The sequence below is a fragment of the Schaalia naturae genome (assembly GCF_042665795.1).
GTDB lineage: Bacteria > Actinomycetota > Actinomycetes > Actinomycetales > Actinomycetaceae > Pauljensenia > Pauljensenia naturae.
Genome location: NZ_JBHTEF010000001.1, coordinates 2,948,321 through 2,969,437, shown reverse-complemented (window position 1 = coordinate 2,969,437; position 21,117 = coordinate 2,948,321). Strand labels below are relative to the sequence as shown.

Below are 21,117 nucleotides of genomic sequence, written 5' to 3'. Positions count from 1 at the left end.
GGGCCGCGCCTCCGGCGGACTCCGGCGCGTCGCCGGAGGAGGGAGCGGCGGCTGCCGGAGAGGCGGTCCGGGCGCCGGCGCGCACCGGCACCCACTTCGGGGCGCGCCGCCGGCCCGGGGAGGCCGGCCGCGCCCCGCTCCGGTGGTCCTCCTGGGGGACGGCGGCCGCCGGGGCGGCACCCGCCTCCGGCGCGGGGCGACGGCCCTCGGCGCGCGCGGCCCGCGGGGCTGTGACCGCAGCGGGCGGCGGGGCCGGCCGCGCCGGACCCGAGGCCGCCTGGGGCGACGCGCCGGAAGCGGTGTCCGCCCCCCACTGGGCCCACAGCTTGCGCCAGAGGTAGTCCGCGCCGGACCCGTCGGGACGCAGATCCTTCTGCGAGGTCTCGGGCAGGCGATCGATCCGGCTGTGACCCGATACGCGCGGGCCCGGAACCGCCACGACCACCGAGCCGCCGGCAGGGGTCGGCAGCACCGGCTGGGAGGCATGCCCCGCGAGCACGCGGTCGGACTCGGCGGCCACGGACTCGGGTTCCTCCAGCCAGTCGGAGACGGCGTCGCGGATCCCGTCGCGGTCGGGCGCCGTGCGCGCCAGCAGCTCGACGCGACCGGCCCCCTCCAGGACGGCGTCGGGGTCCGCCAACTCCCACGGGACCAGCACGAACGCCCGCGAGCGCGCCCTCGGGTGGGGCAGCGTCAGGGCGGGGTCGCCGGAGGCGACCCCCTGGATCTGGATGATGTCGATGTCGAGGGTGCGCGCCCCCCAGCGCTCGTGCCGGATCCGGCCCGACCGGTCCTCGATCGCGGAGGTGGCCGCCAGCAGCTCCCGCGGATCCAGACCGGTCCGCGCCAGGACCACCGCGTTCCAGTAGTCGGGCTGCGCGGCTTGTCCGGGTCCGAGGACGGGAAGGGTGCGCACCAGCGGCGAGACCTCATCGACCTCCAGCCCTTCCACGTCGACGAGGTCCCCGACGGCGCGGGCCAGCGTCGTGGGCGGATCCCCGAGGTTGGCCCCCAGGGCCAGCACGACGCGCCTCCACCCCGCCGTGTCGCGTGCCGGCTGGGAGCGCCGCCCGCCCGGCTCCGCGACGATCGCGGCCGAGGCCTCGTCCCGGGTGGCGCTCTCGCCGGACGCGCCCGCGGACGAGGCCGGCTCCGCCGCCGCGCCGCGCCGGATCGTGATGGCGACGTCGGAGAACTGCTGCCGCAGAGGCGCCATCGGCTTGTGGAGCGTCACCTCCACGCCGTGGACGCGCGGATGGGCCAGGGCCGCCTCGGCGATGCGCTGGGCCAGGGTCTCCAGGAGGTACACCGACGGGCCCTCGAGGACGGCGACGGCCTCCCCGGCGATCTCCCCGTAGTCGACCGTGAGGTCCAGATCGTCCGCGGCGGCGGCGCGGCGCGTGTCCACCCACAGCGACAGGTCGACGGTGAAGGGCTGGGTGCCCTCCCGCTCGAAGGGGTAGACCCCGTGATGCCCGCGGGCCGACAGCCCGCGCAGGGTGATGATGTCGAAGATGCCACTCACGCCCATTCCCTCCCCGCGGTGTCGGCGGCGCGGACCAGCCGCGCGTTCGGAGCGACGTCGTGCACGCGGACCGCCCACATCCCCGCCTCCTGCGCCCGGCGGGTGACGGCTGCGGTCGCGGCGTCGCGGTCCCCTCCGCACGCGCCCTCCAGGAAGCGCTTGCGGGAGGCCCCGATCAACACAGGGTACCCGAGGTCGCGCAGGCGGCCCAGCGAGGACACGACCTCCCACGACTGCTCGGCCCGCAGGGAGAAGCCCAGACCGGGATCCACGATGATGCGGGACGAGTCCACCCCGGCGTCCAGGGCGGCGCGCACCTGGCGGCCGGTCTCCGCCATGAGGTCCCCGACCAGGTCGGGACCGTAGCGGAAGTCCTCGTCCGCGGCGCCGGGGAAGCCGCGCCAGTGCTGGACGACCAGGGCGCAGCCCGAGGCCGCGACCGCGGCGTTCATCGCCGGGTCGTGGCGCCCGCCCGAGACGTCGTTGACGATCGCGGCCCCCGCGTCCGCCGCGCGCCTGGCCGTGCCCGCGTGGACGGTGTCGACGGAGACCACGACGCCCCGCCGGGCCAGCGCCCCCACGATGCCCCCGATGCGCGCCCATTCCTGCTCGCCGGTGAGCCGGGCGGAGCCCGGGCGCGTCGACTCCCCGCCGACGTCGACGAGGTCGGCCCCGGCCTCCACCATCTCCTCGGCGTGGGCGAGGGCCGCGGCGGGATCCGCGAAGCGGCCCCCGTCGGAGAAGGAGTCCGGTGTCACGTTGAGGATGCCCATCACCAGCAGACGGCCGGTGGGCAGGGAGAAGCCGTCGGGCAGGCGGGGGGCAGGGACCGCCCTCGTCACCGATGGCCCCCCAAGATCAGCGACATCGTCTCCGCGCGGGTCGCGGGGGACCGCAGGATCCCGCGCAGGGCGGAGGTGACGGTGCTCGCCTCGGGCTTGCGCACGCCGCGCATCGACATGCACATGTGCTCCGCCTCCAGGACCACGATGACGCCCTGGGGGTGCAGCTCCCCATCGATCGCGTCCGCGATCTGGCTGGTCAGGCGCTCCTGCAGCTGGGGGCGCCGGGCGTACCCCTCGACGACGCGCGCCAGCTTCGACAGCCCCGTCACGCGCCCGTCCGCCGGGATGTACCCGACATGGGCGCGGCCGCGGAAGGGCAGCAGGTGGTGCTCGCACACCGAGGAGAACTCGATGTCGCGGACCAGCACCAGCTCGTCGGTGCCGGTGGTGAACAGGGTGCGCAGGTGCTTGCGCGGATCCTCCTCCATGCCGGCCAGGAGCTCCCGCCAGGAGCGGCCCAGACGCGCGGGCGTGTCGCGCAGCCCCTCGCGATCCGGATCCTCCCCCACGGCGATGAGAAGGTCGCGGATGGCGCGCTCGACGCCCGCCTGGTCATACATCAGTGGTCTGCCTCCTGTGCCGGCGTGAATGCGGTGCTGTGGGGATCGGTGGGCTGGGAGTGCGCCGGCTCCTCTCCTCCGGCCACGGGCCGCCCGAAGACGGCGCCCTCCACGGCGGCGTCGGCGCCGTAGTTCCACACCGGGCGCTCGGGCTGCTTCTGGATCCTCGAGAAGACCTCGGCGAGCTGGCGCTCGTCCAGGGTCTCGGCCTCCAGGAGGCGCGAGGCCAGGTCGTCGAGGACCTCCCGGTTGCGGGAGAGGATCTCCCAGGCCTCACGGGTGGCGTCGTCCAGCAGGGCGCGCACCTCCTCGTCGACGACGGCCGCGACCCGGTCGGAGTAGGGGCGCTGGCCCCCGCGACCCACCTCGCGCCCAACGAAGGGATCGGTGTCCGAGGATCCCAGCTTGACATTGCCGACGCGCGCGGACATGCCATACTCGGTGACCATCGCCCGGGCGCTCTCGGTCGCCTTCTCGATGTCGTTCGACGCGCCGGTGGAGGGATCGCGGAAGACCATCTCCTCCGCGACGCGCCCGCCCATGGCGTAGACCAGGTCGTCGAGCAGCTGATTGCGGGTCTTCGAGTAGCGGTCCTCCGTGGGCATCACCATCGTGTAGCCGAGCGCCCGCCCTCTCGGGAGGATCGTCACCTTCGTCACCGGGTCGGTGTAGCGCAGGGCCGCGGCGCACAGGGCGTGTCCGCCCTCGTGATAGGCGGTGACGGCCTTGTCGTGCTCGTTCATCACCCGGGTGCGCTTCTGGGGGCCGGCGATGACGCGGTCGATGGCCTCGTCGATCGCGCGATTGTCGATGAGGTCCGCGTTGGAGCGGGCCGTCAGCAGGGCGGCCTCGTTGAGGACGTTGGCCAGGTCCGCGCCCGTGAAGCCGGGGGTCCGCTTGGCGACCTGGTGCAGGTCGACGTCGGGGGTCATCGGCTTGCCCTGCGAGTGCACGCGCAGGATCGCCTCACGGCCCTTGAGATCCGGGGCCTCCACGGAGATCTGCCGGTCGAAGCGCCCGGGTCGCAGCAGGGCGGGGTCCAGGATGTCCGGCCGGTTGGTGGCCGCGATGAGGATGACGTTGGCGCGCTCGTCGAAGCCGTCCATCTCGACGAGCAACTGGTTGAGGGTCTGCTCGCGCTCGTCGTTCCCGCCGCCGATGCCGGAGCCGCGGTGGCGGCCCACCGCGTCGATCTCGTCGACGAAGATGATGGCCGGGGAGGCCTTCTTCGCCCGGTCGAACAGGTCGCGCACACGCGAGGCGCCCACGCCCACGTAGAGCTCCATGAACTCCGATCCCGAGATCGAGAAGAACGGCACCCGCGCCTCTCCCGCCACGGCCTTGGCCAGCAGCGTCTTCCCGGTGCCGGGCGGGCCGTAGAGCAGCACGCCGCGCGGGATGCGCGCGCCGACCTTGTGGAACTTGTCGGGGTTCGACAGGAACTCGCGGATCTCCTCGAGCTCCTCGACTGCCTCGTCCTCGCCGGCGACGTCCTCGAAGGTGACGTCGGGGCGCTCCTGGCTGACGTCCTTCGCGCGCGACTGGGCGAATCCTCCCATCATCCGGGAGCCGCTCATCCGCGACATCAGCCACCAGAACAGGCCGAGGAACAGCAGCATCGGCACGAGGAGCTGCAGCATCGAGCCCAGGAAGGACGTCTGCGGATGCACCGCGTTCCACCCCTGGGCGGGATCGACGTCCTGGACGGCGCGGATCACCGCTGACGTCTCCGAGCCCGCGTAGGTGAAGGCGATCGCCTTGCCCAGGTTGCGCGTCGCGTCCCCGGCGCCCGTCGACTGGTGCGTGTAGTCCTCGGAGAGCAGGAGGTTGACCTGTTGGGTGGAGTCGTTGACGACGACCCGCTCGACCGTCGTGCCCTTGAGGATCTCCAGGCCCTCGGAGGTGTCCACCGTCTGCGGCTGGAACATGCGCCACACGAACCAGCCCCCCACGACCAGCACCAGCAGCGGCACCAGGATGTAGGTCCAGTTGACCCTCTTCTTGCTTGCGTTGTCGGCCACGAAAGTCCTTCTGTCCTTCTGAGTCGGTCGCGCCCCGGGCCGGCCGCCCGGAGACGGGTGTCAGTCGCTGTACACGTGGGGCGCCAGGGTTCCGACGAAGGGCAGATGACGGTACCGCTCGTCGTAGTCCAAGCCGTAACCGACCACGAACTCGTTCGGGATGTCGAAGCCGACGTAGGCGACCTCGACCTCCACCTTGACCGCGTCGGGCTTGCGCAGCAGCGCCGCGATGCGCACCGAGGACGCGCCGCGGGTCTCGAGGTTGTCCTTCAGCCACGAGAGGGTGAGCCCCGAGTCGATGATGTCCTCGACGATCAGCACGTCCCGGTCGTGCACGTCGGTGTCGAGGTCCTTGAGGATCCGCACCACGCCCGAGGACTTCGTGCCCGACCCGTAGGAGGACACCGCCATCCAGTCGATCTCGACGGGGGAGTGGAGCTTGCGCGACAGATCCGCCATCACGACGACGGCCCCCTTGAGCACCCCCACCAGCAGCAGGTCGCGCCCCGCGTAGTCGCGATCGATCTGAGCCGCGATCTGGTCGAGGCGGCGGTCGATCTGATCGGCGTCCACCAGGACCTTCGTGAGGTCCTCCCCCATGTCCGACGCGTCCACGCCGTTCCCCTTCCCCGGGCCGAATCCCCGTGTCCGCGGGGAACAGGACGGTCCAAGCGTGCCACAGTTCCCGCCGGCGCGGCATCGCGGGCCCGCATTCTCGCTGAGGGCGGACGTCCGCGGGCGCGCGGACCGCTCCGCGCCGCGGGGCCGTCTCACCCTCGGGGCGTCCCCCGCTCCCCCGGCCGCCCCGGGGCCAGCCGGACCGCCCCCCCGGGAAGGCGCCGGGCCGTCAGCCCCGGCAGATCGGCGGACCCCTGCCCATTCCAGGCGGCGACCAGGGCGGACACCCGGCCCACATGCTCGCTCGTCACGTCCCCCGACCGGCCGCCGGCCGCGAGGATCGCCCGGTGCAGCACGCGGTCGCGCACCGCGGCGGGCGCCTGCGCCAGCGCGTCCGCCGCGCAGTCGAGGACGAGGACGCCCCCGCCCGCTGTGCCGCCCGCGGCGTCCACGACCTTCACGGCCCGCTCCCATAGCAGCCCGGCCTGCTCCTCCAGGGCGTCGTCGTCGAGGGCGGCCATCCGGGCCGTCCGCGCGAGCGCGGGCACGGGATCCACGCCCAGCGCCTCCGCGAGCGCCGGAAGGGCGCGGGACCGGACGGCCGACCGGCGCAGCGCGGACCCGTCGGAGGCCCTCCACGGCCCGTCCGGGCTGTTCGTCGGATCCTCGACCCAGGCGAGGCCCAGCTGCTCGCAGCACGCCCCCGTGTCGCGGCGCCGGATCCCGAGCAGGGGCCGGCCGGCCTCCACCCGTCCGGGCTCCCACACCGTGAGCGGGTCCATCGCGCGCAGCGATCCGACGCCCGATCCCCGTGCGAGGCGCAGCAGCACGGTCTCCGCCTGGTCGTCCATCGTGTGGCCCAGCAGCACGAGGACGCGGTCGGCGCCGGCGTCGCGGCGCAGACGGAGCGCCTCCCGCTCCAGGGCCTCCCGGCGCGCCCGGCGCGCGGCGGCCTCGGGTCCTCCGCCGGGGGCCCCGGCGTCGACGGCGGCGACGCGGGCGTCCGCCCCCAACCCGGCCAGGCGGTGGGCGACCTCGTCCGCTTCCCGCGCCGAGCCCTCCCGCAACCCGTGATCGACCGTCAGCGCGCGGACGACGAGGCCCCGGCGCGCGCAGATGTCCACGGCGCACACGGCCAGGGCCATCGAGTCGCGGCCGCCGGAGACCGCGAGGAGCACGCCGGCTCTCTCCTCTTGGCCCGGGGGGATCGCGTGGACGAGGAAGCGGCGGACCGCGGTCGACACCCGGCCGGCCGCGCCGCCCGGGTGGGGCCCGAGGAGGCGGCAGGCGGCCAAGCGGTCAGAGTCCGACACGATCCAGCCAGGCCGCCGGGCGGTCGAACTCCTCGGCCGTGGGCAGGTGATCGGCGGAGCGCAGCAGGGTCGCCTGGCCGCCGGCTCCGACGATGACGCGGGCCAGGTCATGCGCGCTGGCCCGGGCCTCACCGACGTCTCCCACGGCGGCCCCCAGCCTGCGCAGGGAGCTCAGTCCCTCCCCCACCATCGACTCCTGGGCGGTGCGCCGGATCCACCGCACCGAGGAGATGTCCTGCGGCGTCAGGGCGTCCATCTCGCAGGTGACGACCTGGTCGAGCACCAGCGCGAGGCGCGTCAGGTCCCCGGCCCCCGACGGCCATCGGGCGATGAGATGGGACAGGTGGGGGGCCAGCCAGGGAGCCTGCTCATGGAGGACGCCCCACAGCCCGGCGCGCAACGCGACCCAGCGTGAGAAGTCGATCTGGTCCATCGAGGCCCGGTCCGCCGTCGCCACGACATTGGGGGCGACCAGGAAGCGGCGCCGCCCCACCGGGTCCCACAGGGAGTGCAGGCGCGGGCCGACGGCGTGGAGCACGCACACGGGGCCCGCCAGAGACAGGAGCGCCGGACGCGGGCGGGCGGTCCGGGCGCGCCGGTCCCTCAGCTCGTCGACCAGCCGCCCGCAGGCCAAGAGGGCGCCGCGGCGGTCGACGACGACCGTGGGGCGTTCCGCGACCCGGGCGGACGCCTCCTCCAGGCCGGACAGCGGGGCCAGCATGGCGTCGGACCAGTGCGAGGCGCGTCGCAGCCGGGCCACCGACACGGCCGCCCCGGTCGCCGACACGGGCGGACCCGCCATCGTGACACGGGCGACGAGGCGACCGGCATCCGCCCAGCCGGGGGCGCGCAGGAGCTCTCGGACCATGACCCGAGTCTACTGACGCCCGGCGGTGCGGCGCCCGGGCCGTGGCCGCCCATCCGGCGGGGGCCCGCGTCGGCGCGTCCCGCGGGGCCCTGGCGGGTCAGAGGCCGGCGAGCCCTTGGACGAACTCGTCGAGGGGCGCGCGCGTCCAGTAGGCGCCGTCATCGGGCACCTCGTCGTTGCCGACGGCGAACACCAGGGTGCGTCCGTCCGAGGTCGTCACCACGCCCGCCAGCGAGGAGACGGTGGGCAGCGACCCGGTCTTCGCCTGGACGTTCGCGGCGGCGGGCCCCGACGAGAACCGTGTGTCCAGCGTCCCGTCCAGCCCGCCCCACGGCAGGGAGCGCACGAGGTCCCCCAGCGCGGGCGCGTCCGCGCCCATCGAGGCGTCGAGGGCCCCCACCAGCGTCTTCGCCGAGATCCGGTCATTCGTGGACAGGCCCGAGCAGTCCTCCATGACGAGTCCCGTCGTGTCCACGCCCAGGGAGGTGAGGGTCTGGGCGACGGTGGAGGCGGCGCCCGCGTACGAGGGCTCGGCCCCTGCCGCGGCGGCCGCCAGCCGGCAGAACTGGTCGGCGAGGGTGTTGTCGGAGTGGTGGAGCATCCAGCGCACCTGCTGGCCGATGGTCGCGGACTCGACGCGGGCGATCTCCTGGGCGCCGTCGGGCACGGCGGACTCACCGGTGACGACGGCCTCGATGCCGGCGCCCCGCAGGTCGGCGGCCAACTCGGCGGCGACGTCGCGACCCGGGTCGTCGGCGAACCCCTGGTCCGACCCGGGCGTCTCCCGCCCCCCGTCGATGGCGAACGCGCCGACCCGGCCCTCGAAATCACCCGAGTCCTGCGCGTCCCAGGCGGGCAGGTGGGAGGCGCCGGTGAAGATCTCGTGGTTCCACCGCAGCGTGACCTGCGTGATGCCGCGCTCCTCCAACGCGGCGGCCGTCGCCTCGGCGAGGTCCGCGACGCCCGCGCGCCCGTCGACCGCATCCGGATCGCCCTCGCCCCTGGCGAGCATGAGGTCGCCCTGCCCCCACAGGTACAGGTCCGTCCCCTCCAGCGAGGCGCCCGTGGCCAGGGTCGCCGTCTCGTCCAGGTGGGACAGGGCCGATACGGCCGTGAGGATCTTCGTCGTCGACGCCGGGGTGTGCACCGAGGACGAGGACGCGTCGAGCAGCACCTCTCCGGTCGCGGCGTCCATCACCATGCCCCAGGCCTTCCATGAGCCCTCGGAGGCCGCGGAGGAGACCCCGCTCCACAGGCCGGTGACGGAGTCCGCGGCCACGGCGGCTCCCTCCCCCGACTGGGCGAGCTCCATCACCGGCCCGGACTGGGCGGCGAGCTCGGGGGGGTCGGCGGGCTCGGGGGCGTCGGAGGCGGTGAGGACGCCGGGGACGAGGTCGCGCGCATCGGCCACGGCGTACCCGGCGACGATCACCAGGGCGGCGGTTGCGCCTACAATCGCACCAAGACCCCTGCGCCGCATGCGTGCATCCCCCTCAGTGACCCGATCGTCCGGCTTCCCCGGACAGTCGACACACTATCGGACATGCGGTTCGGACCAGATCACGCGGCCGGTCCGGACGCGCGGCGGCGACCGTCACAGCGGCCCGCGCCGGTGCGGCCGGACGCGCCGCCGCCCAGACAGGAAGTGAGCAGCCACCGTGGAGTTCGACGTCACCATCGAGATCCCCAAGGGCAACCGCAACAAGTACGAGATCGACCACGAGACCGGTCGCATCCGCCTGGACCGGATGCTCTTCACGTCCACGCGCTACCCCGACGACTACGGCTTCATCGACGACACCCTGGGCTTGGACGGGGATCCCCTGGACGCGCTGGTCCTGCTCGACGAGCCCACGTTCCCGGGCTGCGTCATCCGGTGCCGGGCGCTGGGCATGTTCCGCATGCGCGACGAGAAGGGCGGCGACGACAAGGTCCTGTGCGTGCCCGCCTCCGACCAGCGCATGTCGTGGCGCACCGAGATCGACGACGTCTCGGAATACCACCGTCTGGAGATCCAGCACTTCTTCGAGGTGTACAAGGACCTCGAGCCCGGCAAGTCCGTCGAGGGCGCCCACTGGGTCGGCCGCGAGGCCGCGGAGGAGGAGATCACGCGGTCCTTCGAGCGCGCGAAGAAGAACGGCTTCCGCACGACCGCCGATCCCGCGCACTGACGCCGCCCTGCGATCGGCGCGGACGAGGGCGTCCCCGGCCCGTCGGATGGACAGGTCGGGGACGCCCTCGGTCGTGCTGCGCGCGGCGCGCTCAGGCCAGCCGCACGACGTAGGGCATGAGCTGTCCCCAACCCCAGATGGAGTGGATGCCGACGGGGACGCCCTCGATCTGGGCCTCGATGATCGAGTCGCCGCCCAGCGACATCGCGACGTGGTAGATCGAGGACCCGTTCGACCAGAAGAGCAGGTCGCCGGGCTGGCGTTGGCTGAGGGGGACCTTGTAGCCATAGTTGTATTGCGCCGCCGACGAATGCGGCAGGTAGATGCCCTGCGAGCGGTAGGCCATCATCACCAGGCCGGAGCAGTCGTACCCGCCATCGCTCGGCCCCTCACCGGCCCACACATAGGGCCAGCCGATCTGGGACTTCGCCCACGCGATCGCGCCCTGGGCGGCGGAGCCGCCGCCCGACGGGACGGGGGTCACCGGCTCGGGATCCGGGACGTATCCGCCCCCGCCGCCGGTGTTGCCTCCACCACCGGTCGAGCCGCCGCCGGAGGAGGATCCGCCGCCCGCAGCGGCCGCCTGCTGCTGGGCGACCTCGGCCGCGGCCCTCTCGGCCTCGGCCTTCGCGGCGGCCTGGCGCTGCGCCTCCAGGGCGGACTCCCGCTGCTCGATGAGATCGGCCGTGGTGTTCTCGCGCTTCGCGAGCTCGTTGACCAGCACCTGGCGTCGCTCCTGCGTCTGCGTCTGCAGCGACACGGCGCTCTCGGCGGCGGACTGGGCGGCGTCGGTGCGCGTCTGGACCTCGGCGGTGGCCGCCTCCTGGGCAGCCTGGGCCTTGTCCGCCGCGTCCGACATGATCCGGGCGACCTGCTCGAGGGCCGCGACCCGCTGCATCTTGGCATCGGCCGCGGACCCGAAGGTCTCCAGGGTGGACTGCTTGAGCTCGACCTGGCTGAGCCCGTCCGACTCCAGGTAGGGGGTGAGGGCGTCCAGGGAGGATCCCCCCTCGCGATAGGCCGTCTGGGCGACGGAGGCGAGCTCCTTCTTCCCCGCCTCGTAGTCCGACTGCGCCTTCTCCGCATCGGCCTTCGCCTGGGTGGCCGTCGCCGTGGCCTCCTCGAGCTCGATCTTGGACTGGTTGAGGTCCTCGGCCGCGACCTGCGCCGCCTGCGTCGCCTGCTGGGCCTGGGAGGTCGCGCTGGCCAGTTCGACCTCGATCTGGGCGACGGACATCTTCGCGGCGTCCGCAGCCGCCTGGGCCTGATCGATGTCGTCCTGCGAGGGAGTCGCCTGCGCGAGCCCGGGGACCAGCAGCCCCAGGGTCGCCATCATCGCGGCCAGGCCCGCCAGTGAGCCGCGCCGCCGTCCGGCCATCCGATGGGGCCTGCGAGTTCTGAGAGCCACGATGTCCACCTGCGCCGATCGTTCGTCCGTGTGTGCCGCTGCGGGTGCTGCTGGGAGCGTCGCAGGCGGCGCGCGTGCACCTTCGAACGTAATGCACACGAAGCTCACTTGCAACAGGTTTCACAGATATGGTCGTTCTCCTCACCAGCCTCCTGTGTCACTTTGTGAACTCTTGACACCTCTGATCCGCACGACGACCGCCGCGCCCGCCATCGTCACCGGATTCCGCATTGTGGGCACCGCTCGGCCGACGCCGTCCCGAACCCGTACCTTGTCCCCATGTTCCGTCGTCGAATGCCGAGCTGACTGCACGTCAGCCCACACCACGCCGAGCCGGTTGACCGGGCCGCCCGCATCCGGGCGCGCGCCCGTCGGGGTCGGGCGGAGCTGGAGCGGAACCTGCCGTGCAGCACAGCCCTCCACAGCGGGAGGCACTCGGCGTGGTTCGCGACCCCGTTGCAGCAGACCCAGACCTCCGGTGCCCGGATCCCGCTCCTCACAACCCTCCCACCAGGTGGACCGGCGGACGCCCTCGTCCCTCCCGGCCCTGGGCCCGGGGTCCCGAACCCCGACGACCGTCAGGAGCACACCATGACCGAACAGCACACCGCCTCCAACGCCGCGAGCTGGCGATTCGAGACCAAGCAGATCCACGCGGGCTGGGACCGCGACCCCCTCACCGGCGCCACCACCCTCCCCATCTACCAGACCTCCTCCTACGCCTTCGCCACCGCCGACCAGGCGGCGGCGCGCTTCGCCCTGCAGGAGCTCGGCCCCATCTACACCCGGCTGACCAACCCCACCAACGAGGCCGTCGAGAACCGCCTCGCCGCGCTCGAGGGCGGCGTCGGCGCGCTGATCGTCTCCTCCGGCCAGGCGGCCTCGGCGCTCTCGATCATCAACCTGGCGACGGCCGGGAACAACGTCGTCGCCTCCCCCTCCCTGTATGGCGGCTCGGTGACCCTGCTCAAGAACACCCTGGGGCGCCTGGGCATCGAGGCGCGTTTCGTCGAGGACCCCGAGGACCCGGGCCAGTGGACGGCGCTGGCCGACGAGAAGACGGTCGCGTTCTATGGCGAGACCATCCCCAATCCGAAGGGCGACATCCTCGACATCGAGGCCGTCGCGGCCGCCGCCCACGAGGTCGGCGTCCCCCTGATCGTCGACAACACGGTCGCGACCCCCTACCTGATCCGCCCCTTCGAGTGGGGCGCGGACATCGTGGTCCACTCGACGACGAAGTACCTGAGCGGGCACGGCAACGCGATCGGGGGCGCCATCATCGACTCCGGCCGCTTCGACTACACCGCCGACGCGGAGCGCTTCCCCTACTTCAACACGCCCGACGAGTCCTACAACGGCCTGGTCTTCGGCCGGGACCTGGGAGAGGGCGGCGTCTTCGGCGTCAACCTGTCCTTCATCCTGCGTGCCCGCACGCTCGGGGAGCGCGATCTGGGCTTCGCGGCGTCCCCGTTCAACTCCTTCCTGCTCGAGCAGGGGATCGAGACGCTCTCCCTGCGCGTCGAACGCCACGTCGACAACGCGCTGGCCGTGGCGAGATGGCTGGAGGGGCATGGCCAGGTGATCTCCGTGAACTACGCGGGCCTGGAGTCCTCCCCCTACCATGCCCTCCAGCAGAAGTACGCGCCCCGCGGGGCCGGCGGCCTGCTGTCCTTCGAGATCGAGGGCGGCGCCGTCGCCGGCAAGGCCTTCGCCTCGGCGCTCGAGCTCCTGCCCACCGTCGCCAACATCGGCGACGCGAAGTCCCTGGTCATCCACCCGGCGTCCACGACGCACTCCCAGCTGTCCGAGGCCGAGCTGGCGGCCGCAGGCATCGATCCGGGCACCGTGCGCCTGTCCATCGGCATCGAGCACATCGACGACATCCTGGCCGATCTGGAACTCGGGTTCGCGGCCGCCCGCGAGGCGGTGGAGGCGGTCTCGCCCTCCTCCGCCCAGGTGGGCTGAGACCATGTCCGCACGCCCCGCCCCCTCTCCCTCCGCCCCCGCCTCAGGGGGGTGGCACGAGGGCGACCCCGCCGCATTCCGGCGGTTCGCCGACATCGGGCCGCTCAGGCTGGAGAACGGGGCGGGGCTGCCCCAGGTGCGTCTCGCCTACGAGACCTGGGGAACGCTCAACGCGGCCCGCGACAACGCGGTGCTCGTGCTGCACGCCCTGACCGGCGACGCCCACGTCACCGGGCCGGGCGGCCCCGAGGTCCCCGGGCAGCCGACTCCGGGGTGGTGGAGCGAGATCGTCGGGCCCGGCAAGGTCATCGACACCGGGCGCTTCTTCGTGGTCGCCGCGAATGCGCTAGGGGGATGCGAGGGGTCGACCGGGCCGTCCTCGATCGCCCCGGACGGGAGGGCATGGGGGTCGCGTTTCCCGGTGGTCTCCACCCGCGACCAGGTCCACGCCGAAGTCCGCCTGGCCGACTACCTCGGCATCGCGCGATGGTCCCTGGTCATCGGCGCGTCCATGGGCGGCCAGCGGGCCGTCGAGTGGGGGGCCGGCCACCCCGAGCGGGTCGAGCGGCTGGCCGTCGTGGCCTCGGGCGCGCAGACGACGGCCGAGCAGTCCGCGTGGATCCACACCCAGGTGCACGCCATCGAGCTGGACCCCGCCTGGCACGGCGGGGACTACTACTCCGAGGCCGAGGGGCCCACCGGCGGGCTCGCCCTCGCCCGTCAGATCGCGCACACCACCTACCGGTCGCCCCGGGAGCTCGATGCCCGTTTCGGCCGGCTCCCCCAGCATGAAGAGGACGTGCTCCGGGGAGGGCGCCTCGCCGTCCAGTCCTACCTCGACCATCATGGCGAGAAGCTGGTGCGCCGCTTCGACGCCGGGTCCTATGTGGCGCTGAGCCGCGCGATGCTCAGCCATGACGTGGGCCGCGACCGCGGCGGGGTGCGCGAGGCGCTGCGGGCGGTCCGAGCGCGGACCCTGGTGGTCGCGGTCGACTCCGACCGCCTGTTCTTCCCCGCCCAGGTCTGGCAGATCGCCGACGGCATCCCGGGCGCCTTCTACCGCGAGATCCACTCCGACCACGGCCATGACGGCTTCCTCATCGAGCACGACCAGATGACGGCGCTGCTCGACGAGTTCCTCAACCAGCGCATCCCCGCGCGACGGTCCGTGCTCGCCGGCTGAGCCCCCGTCATCCACTGCCGGACCGTGGAGTTCGTGCCGAACCGAAGCCCCAAGTCGCTTCGGTTCGGCACGAACTCCACGGTTCAATGACAACTCCGCGGTGCCGCGAAGGGCAGAGACCAATCACCCAGAGGGTTGACAGTCCATCCGGTTTCATGGTTCATTAGTCGTGTAACGAACCGAAGAAGTGAGACCGGACGCCTCAGGTCGGAAAGGGGGCCCGCTCATGGCGACGCATTTCGACTCCGTCACCCCGATCTACATCCAGATCGCCGACGACCTGCGGCACCAGATCCTCATCGGCACCCTCAAAGAGGGAGACCAGGTCATGTCCACCACCGCCTACGCAACGACCATGCGCATCAACCCGGCCACCGCCGCCAAGGCGTTTTCCCTGCTCATCGACGAGGACCTGCTCGAGAAACGTCGCGGCATCGGCATGTTCGTGCACGCCGGCGCCCGCGAGCGGCTCCGCGAGCGCGGACGCGCCGCCTACTTCACCGACGTCCTGGACCCCGCGCTCGCGCAGGGACTGGACCTGGGCCTGGACACCGAGGCCCTCATCGCCCATGTCCGCGCCCTGGCCGCCAGCCGGCCCGCCGAAGCAGAGGACCTCCCATGATCGCCACCGACTCCCTCACCCACCGCTACGCCCGCGCGCCGCGCGCCGCGCGCCGGCCGCACGCGGCCCCGTCCGGCGCGGCCCTGGACGGTATCTCGATCGAGGTCCCGGCCGGATCGATCACGGCGCTGATCGGCCCGAACGGTTCGGGGAAGACGACGCTGCTGCGCATCCTCGCCGGTCACCTCCCCGAGACCGGCGGCACGGTCCGCCTGGGAGGCCGGGATCTCCCCTACGACCGGCGCCTCCCCTGGACGGCCTACGCCCACGAGGGCGGCAATTTCTCCGACGACAACGTCCGCCAGGTCCTGCGCTTCGCCCGCACGCGCCCCACCTGGGACGAGACCCTGTTCCGCCACCTGGCGGACCGCTTCGCGCTCAGGCTCCGCGGCAACGCGAGCAAGCAGTCGACGGGCCAGAAGTCGATGCTGGCGGCCTGCCTGGCCCTGGCCTCCGGAGCGCCGGTCCTCCTCCTCGACGAGGTCCACGTCGGCCTGGACGTCCCCGCCCGCTACGCCTTCTACGAGGAGCTGATCGCCGCCGCCGCTCGGGCCGCCGCCGCCGGGTCGCCCCGCACGATCGTCCTCTCCTCCCATCTGGTGTCCGAGCTGGAGCCCTTGACCGATGCCGTCATCGTCCTCAAGGCGGGCCGCGTCCTCGCCCGCACGACCGTGGACGAGCTACGCGCCCGGGTGGTCGCCCTGGTGGGCCCCGCCCCCGCGATCCGCTCGTTCCTCGCCACCGGCGAGGGCGGCGCCGTTCTGTCCGAACGGACGCTCGGCCCGACGATGGAGGTCGCCCTCGACGGCGCGCCATCGCCCCGCGTCCTGGAGCGCCTGCGCGCCCAGGGCATCGAGTCCCGCCCGGTGTCCTTCCAGGACGCCTTCGTCAGCTTGATCCAGGAGGACCCCCGATGAGCTCCCCGTCCCCCTCCGCCGAGGCCTCCGCCTGGGAGGTGCCCGCCGACGACGCCCGACGAGTTCCCGCGCCCGCCCAGCCCTCACTGCGGGCCCTCACCCGGCTCCAGCTGCGCTCCAGCGCGGTCCTGCCGGTCGTGTTCCTGCTGGTCGCGCTCGCGCAGATCCTCTTCCCGGTGGTCATCCTGCTGGCCATCGACGGCGAGGACGCCCACACCGTCACCTTCGTCGATTCCGCGCTGTTCACCTGGGCGGTGATCCTTCTGGTGTCCGGCATCGTCGAGGCGAGCTCTCAGACCCGCCTCCTGGCGACCGCCGGCGCCACCCGCGTCCGCCATGCCGCCAGCGCCTGGCTGTCCACCGCGCTCCTCACCGTGGGCGTCGCAGCGATCTGCGTCGTTGCGACGGCGCTCTCCCAGGCCTGGGGTGGCTCCCTATGGAACACGTGGTCCGACAGCGGAGAAGTCCGGGCGGCCGGCGTCGTCCTGGCGCTCGCCGACCACCCGGCGGCGACGATCCTCCCCGCAGCCGCGCTCCTCGCCGCGGTCGCCTCGGCCGGCCGTCTCATCGGCAGCGCGTTCCGGGAGTGGGCCCCATGGGCCGCGATCCCCGCGATCATCCCGGCCGTGGCCCCAGTCATCCCGTCGGCGGCCTGGTACTACGCCGCCGGATCCACCGGCGGCCTGTGGTCGATGTGGGGCGCCCCGACCTGGTGGGTGCCGGCGCTCGTCGTCGTCCAGACGGGGGCCGCCTGGCTCTCCCAGACCCGGGGCGCGCTGTCCACCGCCGCCTGAGCCTCCCCGGCGCGGCGGGCGCCGTCTGCGCCTAGGCTGGCCCCATGACCACGGCGGAAGACGGTCCGGGCGCCATCGGGGACGGCCCCGTCCCCACCACCTCTGCCGCGCCCTCCACGCCGGACGCCCCCCCGGAGGTCGACGTCCTGGCCCCGTGGGGTCCGGCCGGCCCGCCGCCCGAGGACGCCTGGCGCACCGACGTCCTTGGGGAGGCCTTCGAGTCCCGCACGATGGCGCTGATGCCGGACGAGGAGGGCCCGGTCGTGGCCACGCTCGTGCGCTACCTGCCCTACCGCGACCACGAGGCGCCGACGGAGGCCTTGGGCTACCCGCGTTTCGCCGCCCTGTACATCCACGGCCGCAACGACTATTTCTTCCACACCGAGCTGGCCCGGCGCGTGGCGATGTCGGGAGGGCGCTTCTTCGCCCTGGACCTGCGCAAGTACGGCCGCTCCCTGCGCCCGGGGCAGACGATCGGCTTCGTCGGCGACCTCGACGACTACGACGAGGACATCGCCGCCGCCCTGGACCTCATCCGCTCCGAGGTGGGGCGTCTGCCTCTGGTCCTCATCGGGCACTCGACGGGCGGGCTCACCGCCACGCTGTGGGCCTACCGCCATCCCGGCGCGGCGGCAGCGGTGGTGCTGAACTCCGCCTGGCTGGAGGTCCAGACCATGGCGGCCGCCCGCAGCTCCGTCCAGCCGGTGCTCGGGCGCATCGCGGCGCGCAACCCCCTGTGGGCCGTGCCTGTGGGCGGCGGGCCCGACCTCTACGCGCGCTCGCTCGCGGGGGGGTGGGCGGGGTCCGGTTTCCCTCTTCCCTCCCGGCTCCGGGGCCACGAGGACGACCCCGCCGTCGCGGGCTGGGACTACGCCCTGGAGTGGAAGCGCCCGGGCTCCTATCCGGCCTACGCGCAATGGCTGGACGCCGTGTTCCTCGGCCAGGAGACGGTCAAGCGCGACGTCCGCCTGGAGTGCCCCGTCCTGTCGATGGTCTCGGCCTCGTCGTTCCCCGGGGAGAAGTGGGCGCCGGAGGTCTTCACCTCCGACGCCGTTCTGGACGTCGACGTGCTGGTGGAGCGCTCGGCCAGGCTGGGGCCCCTGGTGACGATCGCCCGTTTCCCCGGCCGCCACGACCTGTTCCTGTCGGACCCGGACGTGCGCGCCCAGGTCTGGGACGTCATGGGGCGCTGGCTGCAGGCCTTCGTCTGAGAGCCCGTCCGCCGGAGGCGGGTCAGCGCTGGTGCGCGGGGACCCCGTGGGGGGCGCCCGCCGCGGCCTTCGAGTACTCGCGGAGGATCTCGTCGTTGACCTCGTCCAGGGACTCGGCCAGGGTCGGGCCCAGGGCGTCGCCGAGGTGCCACTCGGCCCACCCGTCCAGACCCGACACGCCGTTGGCCACGAGGGCGGCCGTCGGGTCGGAGAAGCTCCTGGCGTTGACGAGCACCCGCCCCGCCGCCGTCAGCGCGCCCCTGACCTGGGGCGTCACGGACGGGCGCAGCGCCAGCGGCACGTCCTCGCCGACGATCTGCCCGAGGGCCTCCAGGCCGGCGGCGTCGCGGTCCAGCAGCTCCACGTCCTTCGGCGCGTCCCTCCGCGCTCCCCGATCAGCGCCGTCCCGGCTCGCCGAGGCGCGGTCGGCCGACGAGTGCGACGCCGCATCGGCCGCCCGGGCGGCCTCGTCGACGGCATCGGGGCCCCCCGCGGCGGGCGCGCCGGACGTCGAGGCGTCCAGCTCCGAGGCGCGGGCGTGCCGGGGCCGCTCCATCGCCTCCAGCGCCTCGACGGCCGCCTCGCCGACCGGGATGTCCTCGCGGCCAGGAGCGGGCACCGCCTCCGGGCCGGGGTGGCCCGAGACCGGTTCGCGCAGGGACTCGAGCTCGGGGATCTGCCCGGTGCGCCCCAGCAGGACCTGCGGGACGTGGCCGTACAGGCGCGGGCCGACCGCATGGACCTCCAAGAAGGAGCGCCCATTGGACATCTGACGCAATGACATCTCGTGGACCTCGACGCCCGAGGACGCCAGGACGTCGAGCGCCGGGCGGACCTGCAGGTCGATGGAGCCGACCACCATCACCAGGCGCGGGCCGGGGGCCGGGGAGGGCGGCATCGAGTCGCGGAAATGCATCCATCCGGCTTTGAATCCCTCGATGTCGCCGGGGTACTCGCGCGCGAGATCCGTCCAGGACAGGGCGGCGGTGTCGGCCAGCCTCGACAGAGAGGCGATGAGGGTCTCGGAGTCCAGGTGCTCGACGACCTCCACGGAGACGACCTGCCCGGAGGCGTCGAGGGCGGTGAGCCGGGGCTGGACGTTGGTCGGATCGGCGACGCGCGACATGTCGCGCCACGTGATGGGGAACAGGGGGCGGGAGACGATCTCGAGGACCTGGTCGCGCACCAATTCGAGCACGTCGGGCGTCAACCCGTTCGCGACGGGCCTGCCGAACTGCGCTGGGAACAGATGCCCGTCCTCGATCTCGAACAGAGCCATCCGACACCCCCACCTGTTCTTCCGTCGTCAGGACGCGCGATCCGCCGCGCCGCCCGCAATGTGCGGCCATTGTCCCACAGGCATGGGTCAACGGGACGAGGGCCGCGCCGGGGCCCCGCCTCCTCCGTGGACGGCCCTCAGGCCGTCCACCACTGGCGGAGCGGATACCAGTGGCCGTCCTCCTCGGAGGAGGCGCCCTCGTCGACGGGGAGGACCGCGGAGGGGCCCCACCCCGCCCCCAGCCCGGGCCGCACGGCGAGGAACTGGTGGATCTGGATGCCGTTCGTCTCGAAGCTCAACCGGGCGCCCGACATGTAGAGGCCCCACAGCAGCGCCGTCTCGCGGCCGGCCTCCCCGACGCAGACGTCCCAGTTCTCCTGGAGGTTCTCGCACCAGTGGCGCAACGTGATCGCATAGTGCTGGCGCAGATTCTCCTCGTGGATGACCTCCAGGCCGGAGTCGCCCAGGTGCGTCATGACGACACCGGGCGCCGCGAGTTCCCCGTCGGGGAAGATGTAGCGGTTGATGAAAGCGCCGGCGTGCTGGCCCTGCCGGGAGTCGCGCCGCGTGATCTGGTGGTTGAGCAGGCGCCCGCCGGGGCGCAGCAGCGAGTGCATCTTGCGGAAGTACCCGTCGTAGTGGCGGACGCCGACATGTTCCATCATGCCGAGGGAGCACACGGCGTCGAAGTCCCTCTCGGGCACGTCGCGGTAGTCCATGACCCGCGCCTCGGCCAGGTCGGAGAGCCCCTCGCGGGCGATCCACTCGTTGGCCCACTCGACCTGCGGCTCGGACAGGGTGACGCCGATCGCCCGGATGCCGCGCTTCGCGGCCGCCACCAGCATCGACCCCCATCCGCAGCCGATGTCCAGCAGCCGGTCGCCGGGGTGCAGATCGAGCTTGTCCAGGACCAGGCGGAGCTTGTTCTCCTGGGCCTCCTCCAGCGTCGCTCCGGGATGCGGGAAGCAGGCGCAGGTGTAGGTCATCGACGGGCCGAGCACGTGGGCGTAGAACTCGTTCGACCGGTCGTAGTGGGAGGTGACGGTCTCCGCGTCGCCCTCGTGGGAGTGCGGGAGCGCGCCGTGCAGGGCGCGGCGCCAGGCGGGCAGCTGCTCGCTGACCGGGGGCTCGGGCGGGACCAGTCCCCGGGTCCCCACGGCCGTCAGGATCTCGCGCAGAGCGCGGGGCGAGGGCGCGTGCAGGCCCGTCACCATCGGCGCCAGAGCGCGGAACGCCGGGTAGGGGTTCGCCGGGTGCACGCCCGTCGCCGTGAGGTCTCCGCTGATGTAAGCACGTGCGGCGCCGAGTTCGTTGGGGGCCGTGAGCAGGCGGCTGAGTCCGCGGGGGTTCTCCAGGCGCAGCCCGAAGGGGGCGTCCTCCGGGCCCGTGGCGGACCCGTCGAAGGCGGTGAAGCGGATGGGAAGGGGCGGCGTGGTCACCGCCTCGAGGATCTGGGCGACGGTCATCTTCTGGGCCTCCTGGCCCCGCGTGCTGGCCCAGCGCGTCTGTGTCCCGGTCATCGTCACTCCTCCGACATCGTGTGCGTCCGACGCCTCGTCGGGGCCGGGTCGTCCCGGCGGGGCCGCGGGTCATTCCTCATGCTCACTGTATGGCCGCGCCGGGTTTCGCGCACACCGTCCTCGCCTCCCCGGGCTCTCTCCGCTCCCCTTGCCGTCTACCGCCGAGGGCGGCGCCGCCGCGTGTCCGCGATCCTCTTCGAACAGCGCGCTTCTCACCGAGCCGCGGGCATCTCAGCGAGCCGAAGCCGTGCAGCGCTTCAGCTCGGTGAGAGCTCCGCGGTCCGGCGTCTGCGC

Annotated in this window: 17 protein-coding genes and 1 pseudogene; 7 read left to right on the top strand and 11 right to left on the bottom strand. The window is 73.1% G+C overall.

Going from position 1 to position 21,117, the window contains the following annotated elements; all coding sequences use genetic code 11:
* Window positions 1-652: 652 nt before the first annotated feature.
* The 8 genes and pseudogenes from folB to dacB all read right to left on the bottom strand — a co-directional run.
* A pseudogene (gene folB, locus ACFQWG_RS13010) lies at window positions 653-1,531 on the bottom strand (dihydroneopterin aldolase); the annotation flags it as partial.
* Window positions 1,522-2,298, bottom strand: a complete 777-nt coding sequence (gene folP / locus ACFQWG_RS13005; RefSeq protein ID WP_380976347.1) for a dihydropteroate synthase — start codon at window positions 2,296-2,298, stop codon at window positions 1,522-1,524. The pseudogene folB and the gene folP, both read right to left, overlap by 10 nt.
* A gap of 65 nt (window positions 2,299-2,363) precedes the next feature.
* A complete protein-coding gene (folE, locus tag ACFQWG_RS13000) occupies window positions 2,364-2,933 on the bottom strand; it encodes a GTP cyclohydrolase I FolE (protein ID WP_291497602.1) in 570 nt (189 codons plus the stop codon).
* The gene (ftsH, locus tag ACFQWG_RS12995; RefSeq protein ID WP_380975967.1) at window positions 2,930-4,951 is read right to left on the bottom strand and encodes an ATP-dependent zinc metalloprotease FtsH; all 2,022 of its coding nucleotides are present in this window, start codon (window positions 4,949-4,951) and stop codon (window positions 2,930-2,932) included. Before ftsH ends, folE begins: the two co-directional genes overlap by 4 nt.
* 60 nt (window positions 4,952-5,011) lie before the next feature.
* The gene (gene hpt / locus ACFQWG_RS12990) at window positions 5,012-5,566 is read right to left on the bottom strand and encodes a hypoxanthine phosphoribosyltransferase (RefSeq protein WP_380975965.1); all 555 of its coding nucleotides are present in this window, start codon (window positions 5,564-5,566) and stop codon (window positions 5,012-5,014) included.
* A gap of 155 nt (window positions 5,567-5,721) precedes the next feature.
* Entirely contained in the window at window positions 5,722-6,882 is a 1,161-nt protein-coding gene (tilS, locus tag ACFQWG_RS12985) for a tRNA lysidine(34) synthetase TilS (RefSeq protein ID WP_380975963.1), read from the bottom strand.
* Window positions 6,869-7,750 carry a zinc-dependent metalloprotease gene (locus ACFQWG_RS12980; protein WP_380975961.1) on the bottom strand — a complete coding sequence of 294 codons (882 nt, stop codon included), beginning with the start codon at window positions 7,748-7,750 and terminating at the stop codon, window positions 6,869-6,871. Before ACFQWG_RS12980 ends, tilS begins: the two co-directional genes overlap by 14 nt.
* A 97-nt stretch (window positions 7,751-7,847) precedes the next feature.
* The gene (dacB, locus tag ACFQWG_RS12975; protein ID WP_380975959.1) at window positions 7,848-9,230 is read right to left on the bottom strand and encodes a D-alanyl-D-alanine carboxypeptidase/D-alanyl-D-alanine endopeptidase; all 1,383 of its coding nucleotides are present in this window, start codon (window positions 9,228-9,230) and stop codon (window positions 7,848-7,850) included.
* 178 nt (window positions 9,231-9,408) lie between these two features.
* Between dacB and ACFQWG_RS12970 the strand changes: the two genes are divergently transcribed.
* A complete protein-coding gene (locus tag ACFQWG_RS12970; RefSeq protein ID WP_291497540.1) occupies window positions 9,409-9,921 on the top strand; it encodes an inorganic diphosphatase in 513 nt (170 codons plus the stop codon).
* A gap of 91 nt (window positions 9,922-10,012) precedes the next feature.
* On the opposite strand, the gene ACFQWG_RS12965 is transcribed toward ACFQWG_RS12970, so the two are convergent.
* A complete protein-coding gene (locus ACFQWG_RS12965) occupies window positions 10,013-11,329 on the bottom strand; it encodes a C40 family peptidase (protein ID WP_380975957.1) in 1,317 nt (438 codons plus the stop codon).
* A 591-nt stretch (window positions 11,330-11,920) separates the two neighbouring features.
* On the opposite strand from ACFQWG_RS12965, the gene ACFQWG_RS12960 reads away from it, so the two are divergent.
* From ACFQWG_RS12960 to ACFQWG_RS12935, 6 genes are all read left to right on the top strand, one after another.
* The gene (locus ACFQWG_RS12960; protein WP_380975955.1) at window positions 11,921-13,297 is read left to right on the top strand and encodes an O-acetylhomoserine aminocarboxypropyltransferase/cysteine synthase family protein; all 1,377 of its coding nucleotides are present in this window, start codon (window positions 11,921-11,923) and stop codon (window positions 13,295-13,297) included.
* Between the two features lie 4 nt (window positions 13,298-13,301).
* Window positions 13,302-14,480 carry a homoserine O-acetyltransferase MetX gene (metX, locus tag ACFQWG_RS12955; protein ID WP_380975953.1) on the top strand — a complete coding sequence of 393 codons (1,179 nt, stop codon included), beginning with the start codon at window positions 13,302-13,304 and terminating at the stop codon, window positions 14,478-14,480.
* Window positions 14,481-14,706: 226 nt separating this feature from the next.
* Complete coding sequence (locus ACFQWG_RS12950) at window positions 14,707-15,102, top strand: GntR family transcriptional regulator (RefSeq protein ID WP_380975951.1); 396 nt, start codon at window positions 14,707-14,709, stop codon at window positions 15,100-15,102.
* A complete protein-coding gene (locus tag ACFQWG_RS12945; RefSeq protein WP_380975949.1) occupies window positions 15,099-16,019 on the top strand; it encodes an ATP-binding cassette domain-containing protein in 921 nt (306 codons plus the stop codon). The genes ACFQWG_RS12950 and ACFQWG_RS12945 overlap by 4 nt, the downstream gene beginning before the upstream one ends.
* Window positions 16,016-16,813, top strand: a complete 798-nt coding sequence (locus ACFQWG_RS12940) for a hypothetical protein (RefSeq protein WP_380975947.1) — start codon at window positions 16,016-16,018, stop codon at window positions 16,811-16,813. The genes ACFQWG_RS12945 and ACFQWG_RS12940 overlap by 4 nt, the downstream gene beginning before the upstream one ends.
* Before the next feature lie 44 nt (window positions 16,814-16,857).
* Entirely contained in the window at window positions 16,858-18,024 is a 1,167-nt protein-coding gene (locus ACFQWG_RS12935) for an alpha/beta hydrolase (RefSeq protein ID WP_380975945.1), read from the top strand.
* Between the two features lie 22 nt (window positions 18,025-18,046).
* Here the strand turns inward: ACFQWG_RS12935 and ACFQWG_RS12930 are convergent, their stop codons facing one another.
* On the bottom strand, window positions 18,047-19,303 hold the full coding sequence (locus ACFQWG_RS12930; RefSeq protein ID WP_380975944.1) for a hypothetical protein: 1,257 nt from the start codon (window positions 19,301-19,303) through the stop codon (window positions 18,047-18,049).
* A gap of 137 nt (window positions 19,304-19,440) precedes the next feature.
* Window positions 19,441-20,823 (bottom strand): class I SAM-dependent methyltransferase, encoded by a 1,383-nt coding sequence (locus ACFQWG_RS12925; RefSeq protein ID WP_380975942.1) that lies wholly within the window; start codon window positions 20,821-20,823, stop codon window positions 19,441-19,443.
* Window positions 20,824-21,117: the final 294 nt, after the last annotated feature.